This is a genomic window from Pseudomonas sp. C9D1, assembly GCF_056491235.1.
In genome coordinates, this window is record NZ_JBSZIE010000002.1 from 820,470 (window position 1) to 837,134 (window position 16,665).

Sequence of the window (16,665 nt, forward strand, 5' to 3'; positions counted from 1 at the left end):
CGTGGTGTCTATGCGGCTGAAACGGGCACCCGGATGGTGCCTGGGGTGGGGTTGAAGTCAGTAGGCGGAGAGCCGAAGCGTGGTACCTGGATATTTCGAAAAGCTGCTGAGCATCGCCAATGACCCGCAACGGGGCTGGGCCAACCGCCTGGCCGCGACGCGCATGGCGATCCGCAAGGCGGCGCAGCAGCACGACCTGCAGCAGGGCAAGCTGTGGGACCAGCGCCGCCGCATGCGCGAGCACCTGCCCTTCACCCGCCACACCCTCAAGGAACTCGAAGCCGCGCAGCACGCGCACCTGGCTTCCTACCAGGCGCTGCTGCGCTCCACCGGCCAGTTGCTGATCGCCAACGAACCGCAGGTGCTGGACGAACTGGAGACGCCCCGCTTGCTGGACCTGCTCGGGGTCAACCCGACGCACCGCCGGCGCATCCCCCGCAACGTCGAGCGCCTGCTCTGCGTGGTGGTGCTGCAGGGGCTGGAAGACAGCGCCCGGCAGTTCAGCGGCCGCCAGCTCGCCGCGCCCCGGAGTGGGCCGCTGGCCCGGGCCTTCAACGAGGTGATGGTCTGCACCACCCTGCACACACTGCGCAACAGCCCCGGCAAGATCGGCCGCCAAGCCGGCACCCCGCCACAACGGCGCAGCGAGTGCGCCGCCCCGGTGCTGACGGTGTACAACGCCGACGGCAGCAGCCGCGTCTACCCGCTGGGCTGACCGCCCTCCCCACAGGCGCCCCGCACGCACTCGCGCAGCCAGCGGTGTGCGGGGTCGGCATCCATCCGTGGGTGCCAGAGCATGGAGACCTTGATGGGCTCTACATCCAGCGGCAGCGGGAAGCTGAACAGCCCCGCGCGCAGGCTGCCGCTGTGGCGTTCGGGCACCGTGGCGATGAGGTCGGTGGCGCGGGCCAGCGCCAGGGCGGCTGAGAAGCCGCCCACCAGGGTGACGACATCCCGTTCGAGGCCGGCAGCCTTGAGAGCGTCGTCCACCGGGCCCCGGTCCTTGCCACGGCGCGACACCAGCACATGGCGCCCACCGGCATAACGTTCGGCGGTGATGGCACCACGGGTCAGCGGGTGGCCTTGGCGCACCACGCCGACGAAGCGGTCCTGGAACAGCGCACGGGTGCGGATCTCCGGGCCGGCGTCGGCGCCTACCACGCCGGTATCGAGATCGACGCTGCCGTCACGCAGGGGCGCACTGTCCTTGTCGGTCTTGGCCACGAAGCGCAGGCGCACGCCCGGCGCCTCGGCCCCCATACGCTCGATCAGTGCCGGGCCGAAGTTCTCCACGAAGCCATCACCCACGCGCAGGGTGAAGGTGCGCACCAGGCGCTGCAGGTCGAGGTGCTCCACCGGGCGCAGCACGCCCTCCACCCCCAGCACCAGTTGGCTGACCTGCTCGCGCAGCTCCAGCGCCCGGGGCGTGGGCACCAGACCGCGACCGGCGCGTACCAGCAGCGGGTCACCGAGGGTTTCCCGCAGCCGCGCCAGGGCCCGGCTCATGGCTGAGGGGCTCAGGTGCAGGCGCTTGGCAGCGCGCGCGACGCTGCCTTCGGCGAGCAGCACGTCGAGGGTGATCAGCAGGTTGAAATCGGGATGGCTCATGGACGGAAAAACTAGCACGGCCGGCTCACCTATGGCGTTGGATGCATGAATAAAGTGCAAATGCTGCGCCTTCCGCCCTATCAGCACCGCGCCCAGACTGTGCTGGCGACCCACCCCACGGAGCCCCGCCATGCAGACCCCCACAGCCAACCCAGCGACCACCGAACAGGCGAGCGGCTCGAAATGGGCATTGGCCAGCCTTGCCCTGGCCACCCTGCTCGCCTCCCTGGGCACCAGCATCGCCAACGTCGGCCTGCCGACCCTGGCCGAAGCCTTCGGCGCCCACTTCCAGAACGTGCAGTGGGTGGTGCTGGCCTACCTGCTGGCCATCACCACACTGAGCGTGGGTGCGGGCCGCCTCGGCGACCTGCTGGGGCGCCGTCGCCTGCTGCTGGCGGGCCTGCTGCTGTTCAGTGGCGCCTCCACCCTGTGCGGCCTGGCGCCGTCCCTCGGCTGGCTGATCGGCGCCCGCGCGCTGCAGGGCCTGGGTGCGGCGATGATGATGACCCTGGCGATGGCCCTGATCGGCGAGACGGTGCCACGCGAGAAGACCGGCAGCGCCATGGGCCTGCTCGGCACCCTGTCGGCCATCGGCACCGCGCTGGGCCCCTCCCTCGGCGGGCTGCTGCTGGCCGGGCCCGGCTGGCGGGCGCTGTTTCTGGTCGGCCTGCCCCTGGGCCTGCTGGCCTTCGCCCTCGCCCACCGCCACCTGCCGCGCGACCGGGTGAACGACGGTGGCGCCCGCTTCGACATCCCCGGCACCCTGCTGCTGGCCCTGACCCTGGCCGCCTATGCCCTGGGGCTGACCCTGGGCCACGGCCACTTCGGCTCGCTCAACGGCGCCCTGCTGCTGGCAGCGGGCCTGGGCCTGGCGCTGTTCATCCGCGTGGAACGGCGCGTCGCCTCACCGCTGCTGCACCTGGCGATGTTCCGCGACCCGCAGCTGCGCGCCGGGCTGGCCATGGGGGCGCTGGTCACCAGCGTGCTGATGGCGACCCTGGTGGTGGGGCCCTTCTACCTCTCCGGCGCGCTGCATCTGGCGCCGGCCCAGGTGGGGCTGGCCATGTCCTGCGGGCCGCTGGTGTCGGCGCTGATGGGCGTGCCCGCCGGGCGCCTGGTGGACCGCCTCGGCGCCGCGCCCATGGTGCGCATCGGCCTGCTGGGCATGGCGCTGGCCACCCTGGCCCTGCCGCTGCTGCCGACGCGCCTGGGCGTGCTCGGCTATATCGTGCCGCTGGCCGGGCTGACGGCGGGCTATGCACTGTTCCAGGCGGCCAACAACACCCGGGTGATGGCGGAGGTGCCGGCACAGCGGCGCGGCCTGGTGTCGGGCCTGCTCAACCTGTCGCGCAACCTGGGGCTGGTCACCGGTGCCTCGGCCCTGGGCGCGGTGTTCGCCTTGGGCGCGGCGAGCGACGACATCACCCGTGCGGCGCCCGAGGCCATCGCTGCCGGCATGCGCGGCACCTTCCTCGTCGCCCTGGGTCTGGTGCTCATCGCACTGCTACTCGCCCTCGCCGACCGGCCGCGCCGCGCGACTTGATCAACCCGCCCGCTGGCTGCGCTGCACCAGCGCGACGATGGTGGCGAAGAGTTCTTCCTCGGCCTGGGCGGGGGTGATTTCCTCGGCGGCGGCGGCGTGGGACAGCGCCTCCGCCGCGCCGAGCATGGCCCGCAACCCAGGGGCGCCGAGGCCGCCCTGCCCGGTGAACGGGCTCAGCACTGCGCGGCACTTGGCGAGGAAGATCGCCTCGTATTCACGCTTGATGCGCTCCAGCTCCGGCGAGCCGGCCAGCGCCGCGGTGACCCCGGGGATCTCGCGCCCCTGCTGCAGCACACAGGCGACGTAGGACGAGGCGATGACCCGGGCGATGCCCTCGAGCGTTGGCTCGGCGGTGTCCAGTGCCGCATCCATGACCGCCGTCTGGCGCGCGTCGAAATCCTGGTAGAGCACCGCCAGCAAGCCCTGCCGCGTGCCGAAGTGGTCGTACACCACCGGCTTGGTCACACCCGCCAGCTCGGCCAGGCGGCCCAGGGTCAGCGCATCGCTGCCCTCCTCCCGCACCAGGCGCCAGGCCGCTTCCAGCAGTTGTTTCTGCCGTTCCTCGCGGGACAACCGACGGCGCGGCTGCGCGGCGGAATCCTGTTGCTTCTCATCGCTTGACATGGGAAACCTACCAAAAGTAACTTACCAATCGTAACTTACTGAAAGTATATAAGCGCTTTCAGCTCTCCCGCAATCGAGCCACAGGAGCCACCGACATGCACGCCCTTATCGTTGTCGCCCATCACGACCCCGAGTCGCTCACCCACGCCATCGCCGCCGAAGTCGCCCGAGGCGTGGCCGAGTCCGCGCCGGGCCACGGCAGTGAAACCGCCGACCTCTTCCAGGAAGGCTTCGACCCCCGCTTCAACACCGCCGACCACGCCGTGCACCGCCACCAGGCCACACCCCCGGCGGATGTGCTCGCCGAGCAGGCACGCATCGACGGCGCCGATGCCCTGGTGCTGGTCTACCCGGTGTACTGGTGGTCGATGCCGGGCCTGCTCAAGGGCTGGATCGACCGGGTGTTCAGCAACGGCTGGGCCTTCGACTTCGTCCTCGACCAGCGCTTCGAGAAGAAGCTCGGCCACCTCAAGGTGCACCTGATCGGGGTCGGCGGCGCCGATGCCGGCACCTATGAACGCCACGGCTACCTGGAAGCGATGAAGGCGCAGATCGACCACGGCATCTTCGACTACTGCGGGGCCCAGGTGCTCAGCTCCGAACTGCTGCTGGAATCGGAAAGCCGCGACCCGGGCGACTACCTTCGGGCAGCCCGCAGCCTCGGCCAATCGCTGTTCGCCCAGGCACCCGCAGCCCGCCCCGTGGAGGCATGAAGCCCTCCCCCAAGGCGGCCCCCACCTGTCGAGGCGACTGTAGGGGCGACTTCAGTCGCCAAGCAGTCCGCAGGACTGCCCCAGCTTCGGGGCTCCATATGGCACCGCTGGTGGATGAAAAGAGCGTCATCCACCCTACACACCGGTTGGTACCGTGCCCGGATTGGGCAAGGTGCCGTAGGTTGGCGCCGAGCGCAGCGAGGCCCAACACCGCCATGTCCGGTCTCGCGGCGGCCTCTCCCTGTGGGAGCGGCTTCAGCCGCGAAAGACTCGCCGCCGGCACCCAGCTGCGAGCGGCCGGGTATTCCATCGCGAATGAATTCGCTCCCACGAGATGGGCAGCGAGGTGGAGGTCCGGGTTGGGCCAGCCGACCGGGGCAACTGGTCCGGGCAGGGGAGTTTCCGTAGAATCCGCCGCCCCTTCCCTTGTCCCGCCCTCCTCCGGTAATCCATGAAACCAGCCCGCATTCGCGCCGACGTCCTGGCCGGCCTGACGACTTCTTTCGCCCTGGTGCCCGAGTGCATCGCCTTTGCCCTGGTGGCGCAGCTCAATCCGCTGATGGGTCTGTATGGCGCGATCATCATCTGCACCCTGACGGCGCTGTTCGGCGGGCGGCCGGGCATGGTGTCCGGCGCAGCCGGGTCGATGGCGGTGGTGATCGTGGCGCTGGTGGTTCAGCACGGCGTGCAGTACCTGCTGGCCACGGTGCTGCTGGGCGGGGTGATCATGATGGCCTTCGGGTTGCTGCGCCTGGGCAAGCTGGTGCGCATGGTGCCGCACCCGGTGATGCTGGGCTTCGTCAACGGCCTGGCGATCATCATCGCCCTGGCCCAGTTGGAGCACTTCAAGGCCGGCGAGACCTGGCTGTCGGGCATGCCCCTGGCGACCATGCTCGGCCTGGTGGCGCTGACCATGGCCATCGTCTACCTGCTGCCGCGCCTGACCCGCGCCATCCCGCCGGCCCTGGCGGCCATCCTTGGCGTCGGCCTGCTGGTGTACTTCATCGGCCTGCCCACCCGTACCCTGGGCGACATGGCGCATATCGCCGGCGGCCTGCCGGCCTTTGCGCTGCCCGAGGTACCGTGGAGCCTGGAGACGCTACGCATCATCGCCCCCTATGCGCTGCTGATGGCGATGGTCGGGCTGCTGGAAACCCTGCTGACCCTGAACCTCACCGACGAGATCACCGAGAGCCGGGGCTACCCGGACCGCGAGTGCGTGGCCCTGGGCGCGGCGAACATGGCCTCGGGCCTGTTCGGCGGCATGGGCGGCTGCGCGATGATCGGCCAGACCGTGATCAACCTCAGCTCCGGCGGCCGTGGCCGCCTCTCCGGCGTGGTGGCCGGGGGCATGATCCTGCTCTTCGTGCTGTTCCTCTCGCCGCTGATCGAGCGCATCCCCCTGGCCGCGCTGGTGGGCGTGATGTTCGTGGTGTCGCAGCAGACCTTCGCCTGGGCCTCGCTGCGGGTCCTGCACAAGGTGCCGGTCAACGACATGCTGGTGATCATCGCGGTGACCGTGATCACCGTGTTCACCGACCTGGCCACCGCGGTGATGCTGGGCATCGTCATCGCCGCCATCAACTTCGCCTGGCAGCACGCCCGCGAGCTCTACGCCGACAGCCACCTGGAAGCCGACGGCAGCAAGCTGTACCAGGTGCACGGCACGCTGTTCTTCGCCTCCACCACGCCCTTCCTCGCCCAGTTCGACCCGGCGGGCGACCCGGCCCAGGTGACCCTGGACTGCCGCCATTTGAGCTTCGTCGACTACTCGGCCCTCACCGCGCTGATGACCCTGCGCGAGCGCTACACCAAGGCCGGCAAGCACCTGCGCGTGGTGCACCTGTCCGAGCGTTGCAAGCAGTTGCTCAAGCGGGCGGGTGTGCAGCACTGAGGGCTGGTTTCTTCCCGAGACAAAGGTGCAGGCATCGAGACCGCTCGGGGTAGCCGCAGCGCGCACCTGTTCTGACCGCGAAACCCGGTGGTCCCACCTATGAAAATGCCCGGCCACCGCTGATGCGATGGCCGGGCATTTTTCTGTGCCTGGGCCTGGCGGCTCAGGCCCCTGCGTCGATCAACCCGCTTCGGACAGCGAGGCCATGTCGATCACGAAGCGGTAGCGCACATCGGATTTCTCCATGCGCTCGAAGGCTTCGTTGATCTGGTCCATGCGGATCATTTCGCAGTCCGGGAGGATGTTCTTGCGGGCGCAGAAGTCGAGCATCTCCTGGGTCTCGGCGATGCCGCCGATGGGCGAGCCGGCAAGGCGACGGCGGCCGAGGACGAAGGGGATGGTCAGCTGTTCGTCGATGGGGCCGATCTGCCCGACTATCACCAGGGTGCCGTCGATATCCAGCAGCGACATGTAGGGCGAGACGTCGTGGCGCGAGGGCACGGTGTCGATGATCAGGTCGAAGCTGGACTGCGCGGCGGTCATCGCCTTCTTGTCGGAGGACACCAGCAGGCGGTCGGCGCCCAGGGCCTTGGCGTCATCGGCCTTGTCGGCGCTGCGACTGAGCACGGTGACTTCGGCACCCAGGCCGACGGCGAGCTTGACCGCCATGTGGCCGAGGCCGCCGAGGCCGATCACGCCCACGCGGCTGCCGGGGCCGACGTTCCAGGTGCGCAGCGGCGAGTAGCTGGTGATGCCGGCACAGAGCAGCGGCGCCGCCTTGGCCAGGTCGAGGCCTTCCGGCACGCGCAGGACGAACTCCTCGCGCACCACCAGGTGCTTGGAGTAGCCGCCCAGGGTGACTTCCTTGGTGATGCGGTCACGGCTGTTGTAGGTCTGGGTGTTGCGCTCGCGGCACAGCTGCTCCTCGCCCTTGCGGCACTGGTCGCACTGCATGCAGGAGTCGACCATGCAGCCCACCGCGACGTTGTCGCCGACCTTGTGGCGCGTCACCGCCGAGCCCACTTCGATGACCCGGCCGATGATCTCGTGGCCGGGCACGATGGGATACAGGCTGAAGCCCCAGTCGTTGCGGGCCTGGTGCAGGTCGGAGTGGCAAACGCCGCAGTAGAGGATTTCCATCGCCACGTCGTTGGGGCGCAGTTCGCGGCGCTCGAACTTGAAGGGCGCGAGCGGTGCAGCGGCGGTTTGCGCGGCATAACCGATTGTGAACATTTGCAGTACTCCAGGGGTTGAGGATCAGCCGACGCGTCGGCCTTCGATGGGATAGGCGGGCCCGGAATCCGGCCAGGAGCGAAGATTAAGCGTCGACGGGGTCTGTCCGGTAGCCGACTACTCCGGCGTGATTGCCCATTCCTGCCAATCGTCGAACGCCTTGAAAGGTGCATTCCAGAGCGCTCGACGCATTGCCTGATACTGCAACGAGGCGCTTGGCCATTCGCCGTGTCGATGATGGGGCATTAGCCCGGCGAGACCTCTGCCAGGCCCTGATACGAGGTTTGTGAAGCGCCGGACCGGCTCTCCGGGGAGTCGACCCACCCTGCCCGCCAGGCGGCGAAAAACCTGGCCATGCGGTTAGCTTGTGCGGCGCCATGACGCATAGGGCGGAAGTGAATGAGCAATCAACTGCCCAGACTTATATATGTAAGATGCATTGCACGCGTTTCGCTCGAACCGATATTTAACCCATTGCCCGATACTCCAACAGTGCAACTTGGCGAGTGCAGCAATCCTCTTCTCGCGCCTATAAATCGCGGCCAAAAAAAAAGCCGCTTCAAGAGAAGCGGCAAATAAACCAAAGGATGATGAACTGGAGCAAGGCGCCACTCCGACAACGAACTGGAGCAGCGCCCTGAGGTATTCATCGCCGCCAGAATACGCGCCACACCCAATCGCAAACTATTAATTTCATTGATATTAATCATCAACCTCATCAGTTACGGATTACTTGCGCGCGCGTGTTAACTGTTACCCGCCACTTATTCTGCGGACCTTATAAGCAACAATTAGTTCGCACTGTCACGGTTGGGAATCTACAGTTTCCCGGTCGATCGGCAATTGAATAAGCGGTCTCTTCCTGCCGACTCCAAGCCATCAAAAAAACCAATATCTGGGAGCATCCATGCATAACCGAAACTATATAGCCGCCTGCACGCTGTTGGCCCTGAGCATCGCCCAGGCCCACGCCAGCGAGCAGTCCGACGCCAAGGGCTTCGTCGAAGACGCCAGCCTCAAGGTCCTGCTGCGCAACGCCTATTTCAACCGTGACTACAAGGACAAAACCAACGACGCCAAGGTCTGGGGCCAGGGCTTCATCGGTACCTTCGAGTCCGGTTTCACCCAGGGCACCATCGGTTTCGGCGTGGACGCGTACGGCCTGCTCGGCATCAAGCTGGACAGCGGCCGGGGCCGTAACTACAGCGCCTTCTTCGACACCGACAGCGACGGCCACCCGGTGGATGACCTCTCCGAAGCCGGCGGCGCGGTGAAGCTGCGCTTCTCCAACACCGTGCTCAAGTACGGCAACCAGTTCCCCTCCCTGCCCGTGCTCGCCTATGACGACAGCCGCCTGCTGCCGCAAGCTTTCACCGGCACCCTGGTGACCAGCAAGGAAATCGAAGGCCTGGAACTGAACGTCGGCCGCTTCACCGCCGACAGCCCCATGGGCGACCCGGCACGCGACCCCAATCGCCTGAAGAGCATCGATGTGATCGGCGGCAGCTACGTCGTCAACGATGCGCTGTCCGTGGCCCTGTACCACTCCGATGTCGAAGACACCTTCAAGAAGTACTACGGCAATGTGAACTACACGATTCCGTTCAACGCGGAACAGGCCCTGAACTTCGACTTCAACATCTACCGCACCGACTACGACGACAACTCCGATGCCGCGCTGGACTTCGGCGGTGACGGCAACAACGACAAGAACACCCTGTGGAGCCTGGCCGCCAAATACAGCGTCGGCGCCCACGCGTTCATCATCGCTCACCAGCGCAACACCGGTGACGCCGGCTATGCGTACGACTACGGCGACGGCGGCAGCACCATATACGTAGCCAACTCCTACTACTCCGACTTCAACCTGAAGAACGAGCGCTCCTGGCAGGCGAGCTACGAGCTGGACTTCGCCACCTACGGCGTACCCGGCCTGAGCTACAAGGTCGCCTACGTACGCGGCAGCAACATCGAGGCTGGCGGCGAGAGCGACGGCACCGAGCGCGAGCTGTTCAACCAGTTCAAGTACGTGGTGCAGGACGGCCCGGCCAAGGACCTGTCCCTCAAGCTGCGCAACTCGATCTACCGCGCCGACAACAACGTGGGCCCGGACCTGAACGAAATCCGCGCCTTCGTCGAGTACCCGATCAGCATCCTCTGATCACCCGCATGTGCGCCGGGCAATCCGGCGCGCTCGCCCTCGTCGCCCTGGCGGCGCCGAGGGCAGCAATGTCCGGCCTCGCTCAGGCGTTCCCCGTAGGAGCGGCTTCAGCCACGAAAGACTCGCCGCCGGCACAAGGCTGCGGGTGGCCGGTTATTCCATCGCCAATGAATTCGCTCCTACAGATTCCCGCAAGCGCTTCGCGAGCAGGGCTCGCTCCTACGGGATCGTGCCCCGGTACCCGTAGGTTGGCGCCGAGCGCAGCGAGGCCCAACACAGCGCTGCTTCACCCGGGCATTGCCTAACCCGCTCAGCAGAGCGTCATGGCCGCCAGGCAGGCACGGTTGCGGCCTTCCTGCTTGGCCTGGTAGAGCAGCTGGTCGCAGCGCGCCAGCAGGTCCTGGGCCTGGACCAGGCCCTCGCCGCTGGAGAGCGAGGCGCCCAGGCTGATGGTGTGGTGGCGCAGGCCATCGGGGCGGTGCAGGTGCTCCATGTCCAGGCCCGCCACCTGCACCCGCAGGCGCTCGGTGATGTGCTCCAGCTCGGCCTGGCAGCTCACCTGCAACAGCACGACGAATTCCTCGCCGCCATAGCGGAAGACCTTCGCCTGGCCGTCGCGCAGGGTGTGCACCAGGCTGTCCACCACCTCGCGCAGGCAGCGGTCGCCGGCGAGGTGGCCGTAGTGGTCGTTGTAGGGCTTGAAGTAGTCGATGTCCGCCAACAGCAGCGCGAAGGGCCGGCCGTGCAGGCTCATCTGGTACCAGTACTCCTCCAGCACGCGATCGAAGGCGCGGCGGTTGCCCACGCCGGTGAGCGCATCGGTGCTGGCCAGTTCGTGCAGGCGGCTGTTCAGCGTGGCCAGTTCGGCGCGCTGGCGGCGGCCCTCCTGGTCGGCGAGGAAGGCCTGGCGCACGCCACGGATATTGGTCCAGCTGATGAACAGGCTGAAGACCAGCACCGGCAGGTAGACCAGGGTGAAGATCAGCAGTGCCTTGGTATCGCCGGGATGGAGCAGCGCGACGTTGTAGAGGATCACCCCGGAGATGACCAGCGAGCAGGCCAGGATGCCCCGGAACGAGTAGCGCACCCCCAGGTTGCCCAGCACGATGAACACCACCGAGGCATAGAGGAAGGTGGCCACATCGGGCGAGTCGCTGCGCTTGAGCAGCTCGAACCAGGCGACGGTGGAGACGATGTCATGCAGCGGCATGAGCATGTCCATCAGCAACACGCTGCGGCTGTAGCGGAACACCAGGAAGATATTCAGCAGCCCGAGCAGGCTGAGCAGGCCACGGGTGACCAGCGACTCCATGGCCATGTCCGGGATCAGCACCGCGTCGGCCAGCACGTATGAGTCGTAGGCGATCATCGCGATGAAGTTGATCGCCAGCAGGAAGCCCCGGTGGTGCTCCAGCACATAGGCGCGGAACGCCGGCTGCAACACGTCGGGAATGCGCCCTCGGCGGTGCCGGGCCGGTACTGTCGGGGACTCGGGAAGGGTCATGGGCGCTTTGCCTGGGATGCCGCCGGGGCGGCGGTCATAGCAGTTGGCCAGTCTAAGCAGGCGCGCGGGCCGCGTCTACTGGGACGAGAATCATTCCGCCCTCACCGCGCGCCCTGCCCCGCGGCTCACTCGGCCAGGGAAAGCACCACACCCACTTGCGGCTCCAGTTGCCCCTGCAAGGCCGCCAGGTAACGCTCGCGCACCACCTCGGCGCCGTGGCCGTACTCGAAGATCAGCCACGAGCGGGCGAAGCCGTTGAAGGCCTGCCAGCGCTCGGCGAGCGTGCGGGCGAAGGCCTCCGATCCCCACAACTGGTGCAGGCGCTTGCCCTCGTTGGGGGCGAAGAAGAACACCGGTTTCGGCCCGGGCAGGCCATTCGGCAGTGCCTGGCGCTGGTCCCAGTGGGAGGCGCCGACCTGGCAGCTGTAGCGCAGCGCCGCCTGCAGATGGCCGTGCAGGTGAGCGAGCAGCTGGCTGTTGCCCGCCAGGTCGATGACCATCGACGGCACATCACCGGCCAAGGATTCCACCTCGCCGTATTCCAGCACCCGGTCATAGCAACCCAGCCCGGCGGCGAAGGCGCGGTTGGCCGTCGAGGACAGGCCGATCACCTCGTAGTCCTGGCCACGCTCGGCACGGTGCCGGCTGAGCAGGTAGGCCAGGCTGATGGCGGTCTTGGACGAGGCACTGGTGATGATCACCTGGCGCGCGCCGAAGGCCTGGTTGCCGGCGACGAACTCGTCGAGCAGGAAGGCCGTGGTGAACAGCGGCCGCAGGAGCATCTGCGGGGCCTCGCTGTCGTCGCTGTAAAGCGGGTCGGTGGCGCAGTTCAGGTAGTGGTTGTAGATGGCCGGCAGGCCCTGGCGATGGGCGATGGTGTCGGTGAAGCCCTGGGCATCGACGCGCCCCGGCTCCATCACCACATGGCTGGCCATGGGGTAGTAACCGTAGAAGCGCTCACCCTCGGCGACACCCTCGCAGCGCGACTGCAGCACCACGGCGAAGCCCCAGACCGGGATCAGCCCCTGGCCCTCCACCGTGGGGAAGAAGCGCCAGTAACCCATGGCATCGCCCAGCGCCGCATAGCTGATGTTGTTGGCGGTGAAGGCGAAGCGCTCGACGCCCAGCAGCACCTGTCCCTCATCCAGCTCGACGGCCAGCTCGCGACGGTGGGACTGGCAATCATCCAGCTGCGTGCGGTTGATCCGCAGTTCCTGATAGGTGCTCATGGGGCGATTCCTTGTGGGGTGGGCGGCCAGCGGAAAGCCAGTCTAGAAAGGCGCCGGAAGCGCGTCCAGATGCCGCCATGGATCAATCAGCCGCTGAATGACGTGCACGCGGTACAGGTGCATGGGCCACCCTTCGAAAAGGCTCTGGCGTGGGGCTGCCACGGCGATTTAGCATGGCGCCCTCATCTGCAGGAGCACACCACGTGAAGCTTTGCGCCGCGCAACTGTCGTCGATCACGGGCGACATCGAAGGCAATATCGGCAAGCACTGCGCGTTCATCCAGCGGGCGGTGGAACAGGGCGCCGCCTTGATCCTGTTTCCCGAGCTCTCGCTGACCCACTACGCGCCGTCCCTGGCCCAGGGCCTGGCCACCACGCCCGACGACCCACGCCTCGACGCCCTGCAGCACCTCGCCGACATGCACGGCATCATCATCTGCGCCGGCCTGCCGGTGACCGGCGTGCCGCTGCCGCGCATCGGCATGGTCATCTTCCAGGCCCACCAGCCCCGCGGCCTCTACTGCAAGCAGCACCTGCACGCCGACGAGCTGCCCTGGTTCAGCCCCGGCGAAGGCCAGGCGCTGATCCGCCTCGGCGAGCACAACCTGGCGCCGGCCATCTGCTACGAATCCATGCTCCCCGAGCACGCCGACGAGGCCGTCGCGGCGGGTGCCGACTTCTATCTGGTCAGTGTCGCCAAATCGGCCAACGGCATCGCCGCCGGGCAACAGCACTACCCCGCCATGGCCCGCCGCCATGGCATGCCGCTGCTGATGAGCAATAGCATCGGCCCGGTGGAAGACTTCCTCACCACCGGCCAATCCGCCGCCTGGAACCGCCAGGGCGACTGCCTCGGCACCCTCCCCGACGGACAGGAAGGCCTGGTGCTGCTGGACCTGGAAAGCGAACGCGTCGAGCTGATTCCCGGTCCCTGACGCCCCCACTGCGGGGCGTGCAACAACCCTCTTTTCACGCAAAGGAATTCCCATGGTCATCAGGACGCTGATGCTTCTCGCCGCCGTTTCACTTTCGCTGCTGCAAACCGCCGTGGCCGAGGAGGACGCGCAGATCGTCGAACGCATCGACGCCCAGGTCCGCGCCAACGCGCAATGGACCCAGGAGGCCGAACAATGCCCGGCCGACCTGATGCCCGCTCGCCGGGCACTGGAAATCAACGCCTATGACTGCAATACCGCCGACCAGCTGGATGGCTGCCTCACGCTCTGCACCGCCGGGGACGCCTACTCCTGCCTGCGCACGGCCGTGACCCTGCAGCAACTCGGCGGCGACCCCGCCGGCTTCGAACCCCTGTACCAGCGCGCCTGCAAGCTGGGCGCCGCCTCCGGCTGCACCAACCACGCCGCCGGGCTGTACCGCGCCGACATGCAGAACGAGCGCGTGCAAGCCTGTGCCGCCCGCAGCTTCACCCGCGCCTGCGACCAGGACGACCCCTGGGCCTGCACCATGCTCGGCATGTACCTGTCTCGCGGCATCGGCGTGAAGAAGGACCTGCCAAAGGCCCTGGAGGTGCTGGAGAAGTCCTGCAAGCACGGCGAGGAAGACCCCGCCTGCAGCAACGCCCTCCAGCTCGGCGCGAGCATCAGGAAGACGCTGGATGAGGCCAAGCCGGCCGATTGAGGCGGCCTCGCCACTCCCGAGCCCACCGTTCTACGCCCACAGCATGGGTTTCGCTTCGCTCTACGCCATCCTACGAAAGTCCGTGCGCACCACGTCGTGATGCGTTGGGCGAAGAAAGCTGGAGCAGCCGCCAACGCCCCTCCAGGAGGCCGAACGCAGTCGTTGCGTAGGGGGACGAACGGCATGGATGCCGTGAGAGGCGCGACTGGCCATGGATGGCCCTTCGCGCCGGCCCCCGGAGCGGCGATGGAGTGAGGGAACCTCGGCGAAGCCGGGGCCGGATGATGGGGCAAGCCCTTTTGGTTCCTTTTGAGGCGATTGTCAAAAGGGACTCGCCCGGGTGGGCGAAACCAGAAGCATCAGCAGAACTCGGCAATCAACCGAGTTCGAATCTCCCAGCCACACTTAACGCAGACCGCGTCTGCCTTCCGCCTTACTCGCTGGGCAGGTGCTTGCCGTGCTTGGCACCGAGCTTGTCGACGTAGTCCACATCCTCGTCACACAGCATGTAGCCCGCCATGTAGGCGTCCCGGTCGATGTCCGCGCCTTCGCCGGCGGCGTAGCGGGCCTCGTCATAGGCGGGCAGCTGGTAGTGGGCGAGGAATTCGGTGATCAGCGCCTCGCGCTTGGCATCGCCAACGTCATAGCCGCCGTCGTAGAACAGTCGGTCGATGCAGGACACCGCGCCCCGGTAGCGCGACTGATCCGCGTCGAGGGTGGTCGCTTGCACAGCGACGGGCAGCAGCAGGGAGCCGATCAGCAGCAGGGAACGGAGCGCCATGGGAAATCCTTCTCGGTGGGGTGGGTGGCGGAGTGCCAGCGGCGCCACGTTAGCAAGCGCCGCCCGCCGTTGCCGTGAAGCCGGTCCCCTTCTGCTCAGCGCCCACCCCGCAAGGCATCGGCGAACTTCCAGCAGGCGAACAGCGCCAGCACCAGACCCGTCACGGCGAGCACCGCACCGGCATTGCCCACCTGCTGCAGGGCGATGTGCTGGCTGACCAGGCTGCCCAGCAGCGCACCACCGCCGATGCCGACGTTGTACAGCCCGGAGAACAGCGCCATGGCCACGTCCGTGGCGTCGGACGCCAGGCGCAGCACGCTGGATTGCTGGGCCAGGCCGAAGCACATGATCGCCATGCCCCAGAGCATGCTCATGCCCAGCAGCCAGCCATGGTGCTGGGCCAGCGGCAGGAGCAGCAGCAGGCTCGCCGCCAGGGTACTGACCGCCACCAGCAGCAGCCCCCGGGGGAAGCGGTCGCTGTAGCGACTGAAAAGCACCGAGCCGAAGATGCCGGCGCCGCCGGAGAGCAACAGCAACAGGGTGGTCATCTGCCCGCTCATGCCGGCCACGTCCCGGGAGAAGGGCTCGACGTAGCTGTAGGCGGTGAACTGTGCGGTGATCACCAGCACGGTGAGCACGTAGAGCGCCACCAGCGGCGGGCGCTTGAGCAGCATCGGCAGGCTGCGCAGGGAGCCGGAGTTCTGGCTCGGCAACAGCGGCAGGGTGCGCGCCAGGCACAGCGCCGTGAGCACCGCCAGCCCGGCGATGGCGAGGAAGGTGGTGCGCCAGCCCAGGGCCTCGCCCACCACGCGACCGAGGGGAATGCCCAGGACCATCGCCATGATGGTGCCGGTGGCCAGCAGCCCCAGGGCCTTGGCCTGCTTGCCCGGCGGCGCCACGCGCACCGCCAGCGACGCGGTGATGGACCAGAACACCGCATGGGCGAAGGCGATGCCGATGCGGCTGAGCATCAGCACGCCGAAGCTCCAGGCCACGCTGGAGAGCAGGTGGCTGACGATGAACAGCAGGAAGACGCACACCAGCAGCGTGCGCCGCTCGATATTGCGCGTGAGCAGCATCAGCGGCAGCGAGGCCAGGGTCACCACCCAGGCGTAGAGGGTCAGCATCAGGCCGACCTGGGCGGTGGGCATCTCGAAGCTGCGGCCGATGTCGCTGAGCAGGCCCACCGGGACGAACTCGGTGGTGTTGAAGATGAAGGCGGCCAGGGCCAGGGCGATCACGCTCAGCCAGCTGCCGGCGCGGGGTTCGGGTGTCGGGTCGAGGGTGGGGCGTTCAGGGCTCAAGGGCTGTTCCGGGGCTGAGGCTGGGGTCGGGACAGGGTCGATGCGCCTCCACCGCGCATGCCAGGGGCCACCCGGGGAGCAAGGCACGGGGCGGACGGCTGCGGCAGGGTTTGTTCTTGGAATGGGAGGGGGTACGGCCTGGAAGCGGCGATTCTACGCCCCCATCGCCCCTCGCACCACGGCGAATGACCGGTGGGTCGCCGGAGTGGGCCGGCGAGTGTGGGAGCGGTTTCAACCGCGGGCCCGGCACGGCATCTATCGCGAATGAATTCGCTCCCACGACGAGGTGGCCTGTGACATTGAGCGGGGGCAGACCTGCGGTCTGCTGGGCGAATGAATTCGCCCCTACAGGTACGGCGCCCCCGTAGGTCGGGTGCAACCCGACGGCATTGATTGTGCCCATTCCTCATGGAGCAGATCGCACAAAATGCTT

The 16,665-nt window shown here is 67.4% G+C and carries 14 protein-coding genes; 7 read left to right on the forward strand and 7 right to left on the reverse strand.

All coding sequences use genetic code 11. The annotated features are described in order from the left end of the window. Nucleotides 1-79: 79 nt before the first annotated feature. Nucleotides 80-715 (forward strand): hypothetical protein, encoded by a 636-nt coding sequence (locus ACXI0U_RS12050; protein WP_431484751.1) that lies wholly within the window; start codon nucleotides 80-82, stop codon nucleotides 713-715. Here ACXI0U_RS12050 and ACXI0U_RS12055 read toward each other — a convergent pair. Further along, nucleotides 700-1,608 carry a LysR family transcriptional regulator gene (locus tag ACXI0U_RS12055; protein WP_271658107.1) on the reverse strand — a complete coding sequence of 303 codons (909 nt, stop codon included), beginning with the start codon at nucleotides 1,606-1,608 and terminating at the stop codon, nucleotides 700-702. The two genes, ACXI0U_RS12050 and ACXI0U_RS12055, sit on opposite strands and share 16 nt — an antisense overlap. 130 nt (nucleotides 1,609-1,738) lie before the next feature. On the opposite strand from ACXI0U_RS12055, the gene ACXI0U_RS12060 reads away from it, so the two are divergent. Next, nucleotides 1,739-3,151 carry an MFS transporter gene (locus ACXI0U_RS12060; RefSeq protein WP_479550307.1) on the forward strand — a complete coding sequence of 471 codons (1,413 nt, stop codon included), beginning with the start codon at nucleotides 1,739-1,741 and terminating at the stop codon, nucleotides 3,149-3,151. Here the strand turns inward: ACXI0U_RS12060 and ACXI0U_RS12065 are convergent, their stop codons facing one another. Continuing rightward, on the reverse strand, nucleotides 3,152-3,775 hold the full coding sequence (locus ACXI0U_RS12065; protein WP_431484754.1) for a TetR/AcrR family transcriptional regulator: 624 nt from the start codon (nucleotides 3,773-3,775) through the stop codon (nucleotides 3,152-3,154). Between the two features lie 95 nt (nucleotides 3,776-3,870). On the opposite strand from ACXI0U_RS12065, the gene ACXI0U_RS12070 reads away from it, so the two are divergent. Both ACXI0U_RS12070 and ACXI0U_RS12075 read left to right on the forward strand, forming a co-directional pair. Next, nucleotides 3,871-4,488 carry an NAD(P)H-dependent oxidoreductase gene (locus ACXI0U_RS12070; RefSeq protein WP_479550308.1) on the forward strand — a complete coding sequence of 206 codons (618 nt, stop codon included), beginning with the start codon at nucleotides 3,871-3,873 and terminating at the stop codon, nucleotides 4,486-4,488. A 451-nt stretch (nucleotides 4,489-4,939) separates the two neighbouring features. Then, complete coding sequence (locus tag ACXI0U_RS12075; protein ID WP_350448388.1) at nucleotides 4,940-6,382, forward strand: SulP family inorganic anion transporter; 1,443 nt, start codon at nucleotides 4,940-4,942, stop codon at nucleotides 6,380-6,382. 180 nt (nucleotides 6,383-6,562) lie between these two features. On the opposite strand, the gene ACXI0U_RS12080 is transcribed toward ACXI0U_RS12075, so the two are convergent. Then, nucleotides 6,563-7,615 (reverse strand): NAD(P)-dependent alcohol dehydrogenase, encoded by a 1,053-nt coding sequence (locus ACXI0U_RS12080; RefSeq protein ID WP_021220015.1) that lies wholly within the window; start codon nucleotides 7,613-7,615, stop codon nucleotides 6,563-6,565. Nucleotides 7,616-8,522: 907 nt separating this feature from the next. Here ACXI0U_RS12080 and ACXI0U_RS12085 point away from each other — a divergent pair. Continuing rightward, nucleotides 8,523-9,776 carry an OprD family porin gene (locus ACXI0U_RS12085; protein ID WP_316925913.1) on the forward strand — a complete coding sequence of 418 codons (1,254 nt, stop codon included), beginning with the start codon at nucleotides 8,523-8,525 and terminating at the stop codon, nucleotides 9,774-9,776. 310 nt (nucleotides 9,777-10,086) lie between these two features. On the opposite strand, the gene ACXI0U_RS12090 is transcribed toward ACXI0U_RS12085, so the two are convergent. Then, nucleotides 10,087-11,280, reverse strand: coding sequence for a GGDEF domain-containing protein (locus tag ACXI0U_RS12090; RefSeq protein ID WP_316925912.1), 1,194 nt, complete (start codon nucleotides 11,278-11,280; stop codon nucleotides 10,087-10,089). A 125-nt stretch (nucleotides 11,281-11,405) separates the two neighbouring features. Then, on the reverse strand, nucleotides 11,406-12,509 hold the full coding sequence (locus ACXI0U_RS12095; RefSeq protein ID WP_479550309.1) for a DUF2855 family protein: 1,104 nt from the start codon (nucleotides 12,507-12,509) through the stop codon (nucleotides 11,406-11,408). 203 nt (nucleotides 12,510-12,712) lie between these two features. On the opposite strand from ACXI0U_RS12095, the gene ACXI0U_RS12100 reads away from it, so the two are divergent. Both ACXI0U_RS12100 and ACXI0U_RS12105 read left to right on the forward strand, forming a co-directional pair. Further along, a complete protein-coding gene (locus tag ACXI0U_RS12100; protein ID WP_479550310.1) occupies nucleotides 12,713-13,444 on the forward strand; it encodes a carbon-nitrogen hydrolase family protein in 732 nt (243 codons plus the stop codon). A gap of 52 nt (nucleotides 13,445-13,496) precedes the next feature. Next, nucleotides 13,497-14,147, forward strand: a complete 651-nt coding sequence (locus tag ACXI0U_RS12105) for a tetratricopeptide repeat protein (RefSeq protein WP_479550311.1) — start codon at nucleotides 13,497-13,499, stop codon at nucleotides 14,145-14,147. 433 nt (nucleotides 14,148-14,580) lie between these two features. Here the strand turns inward: ACXI0U_RS12105 and ACXI0U_RS12110 are convergent, their stop codons facing one another. Both ACXI0U_RS12110 and ACXI0U_RS12115 read right to left on the reverse strand, forming a co-directional pair. Further along, a complete protein-coding gene (locus ACXI0U_RS12110) occupies nucleotides 14,581-14,928 on the reverse strand; it encodes a hypothetical protein (protein ID WP_431484759.1) in 348 nt (115 codons plus the stop codon). Between the two features lie 95 nt (nucleotides 14,929-15,023). After that, nucleotides 15,024-16,232, reverse strand: coding sequence for a sugar transporter (locus ACXI0U_RS12115; protein WP_271658115.1), 1,209 nt, complete (start codon nucleotides 16,230-16,232; stop codon nucleotides 15,024-15,026). Nucleotides 16,233-16,665: the final 433 nt, after the last annotated feature.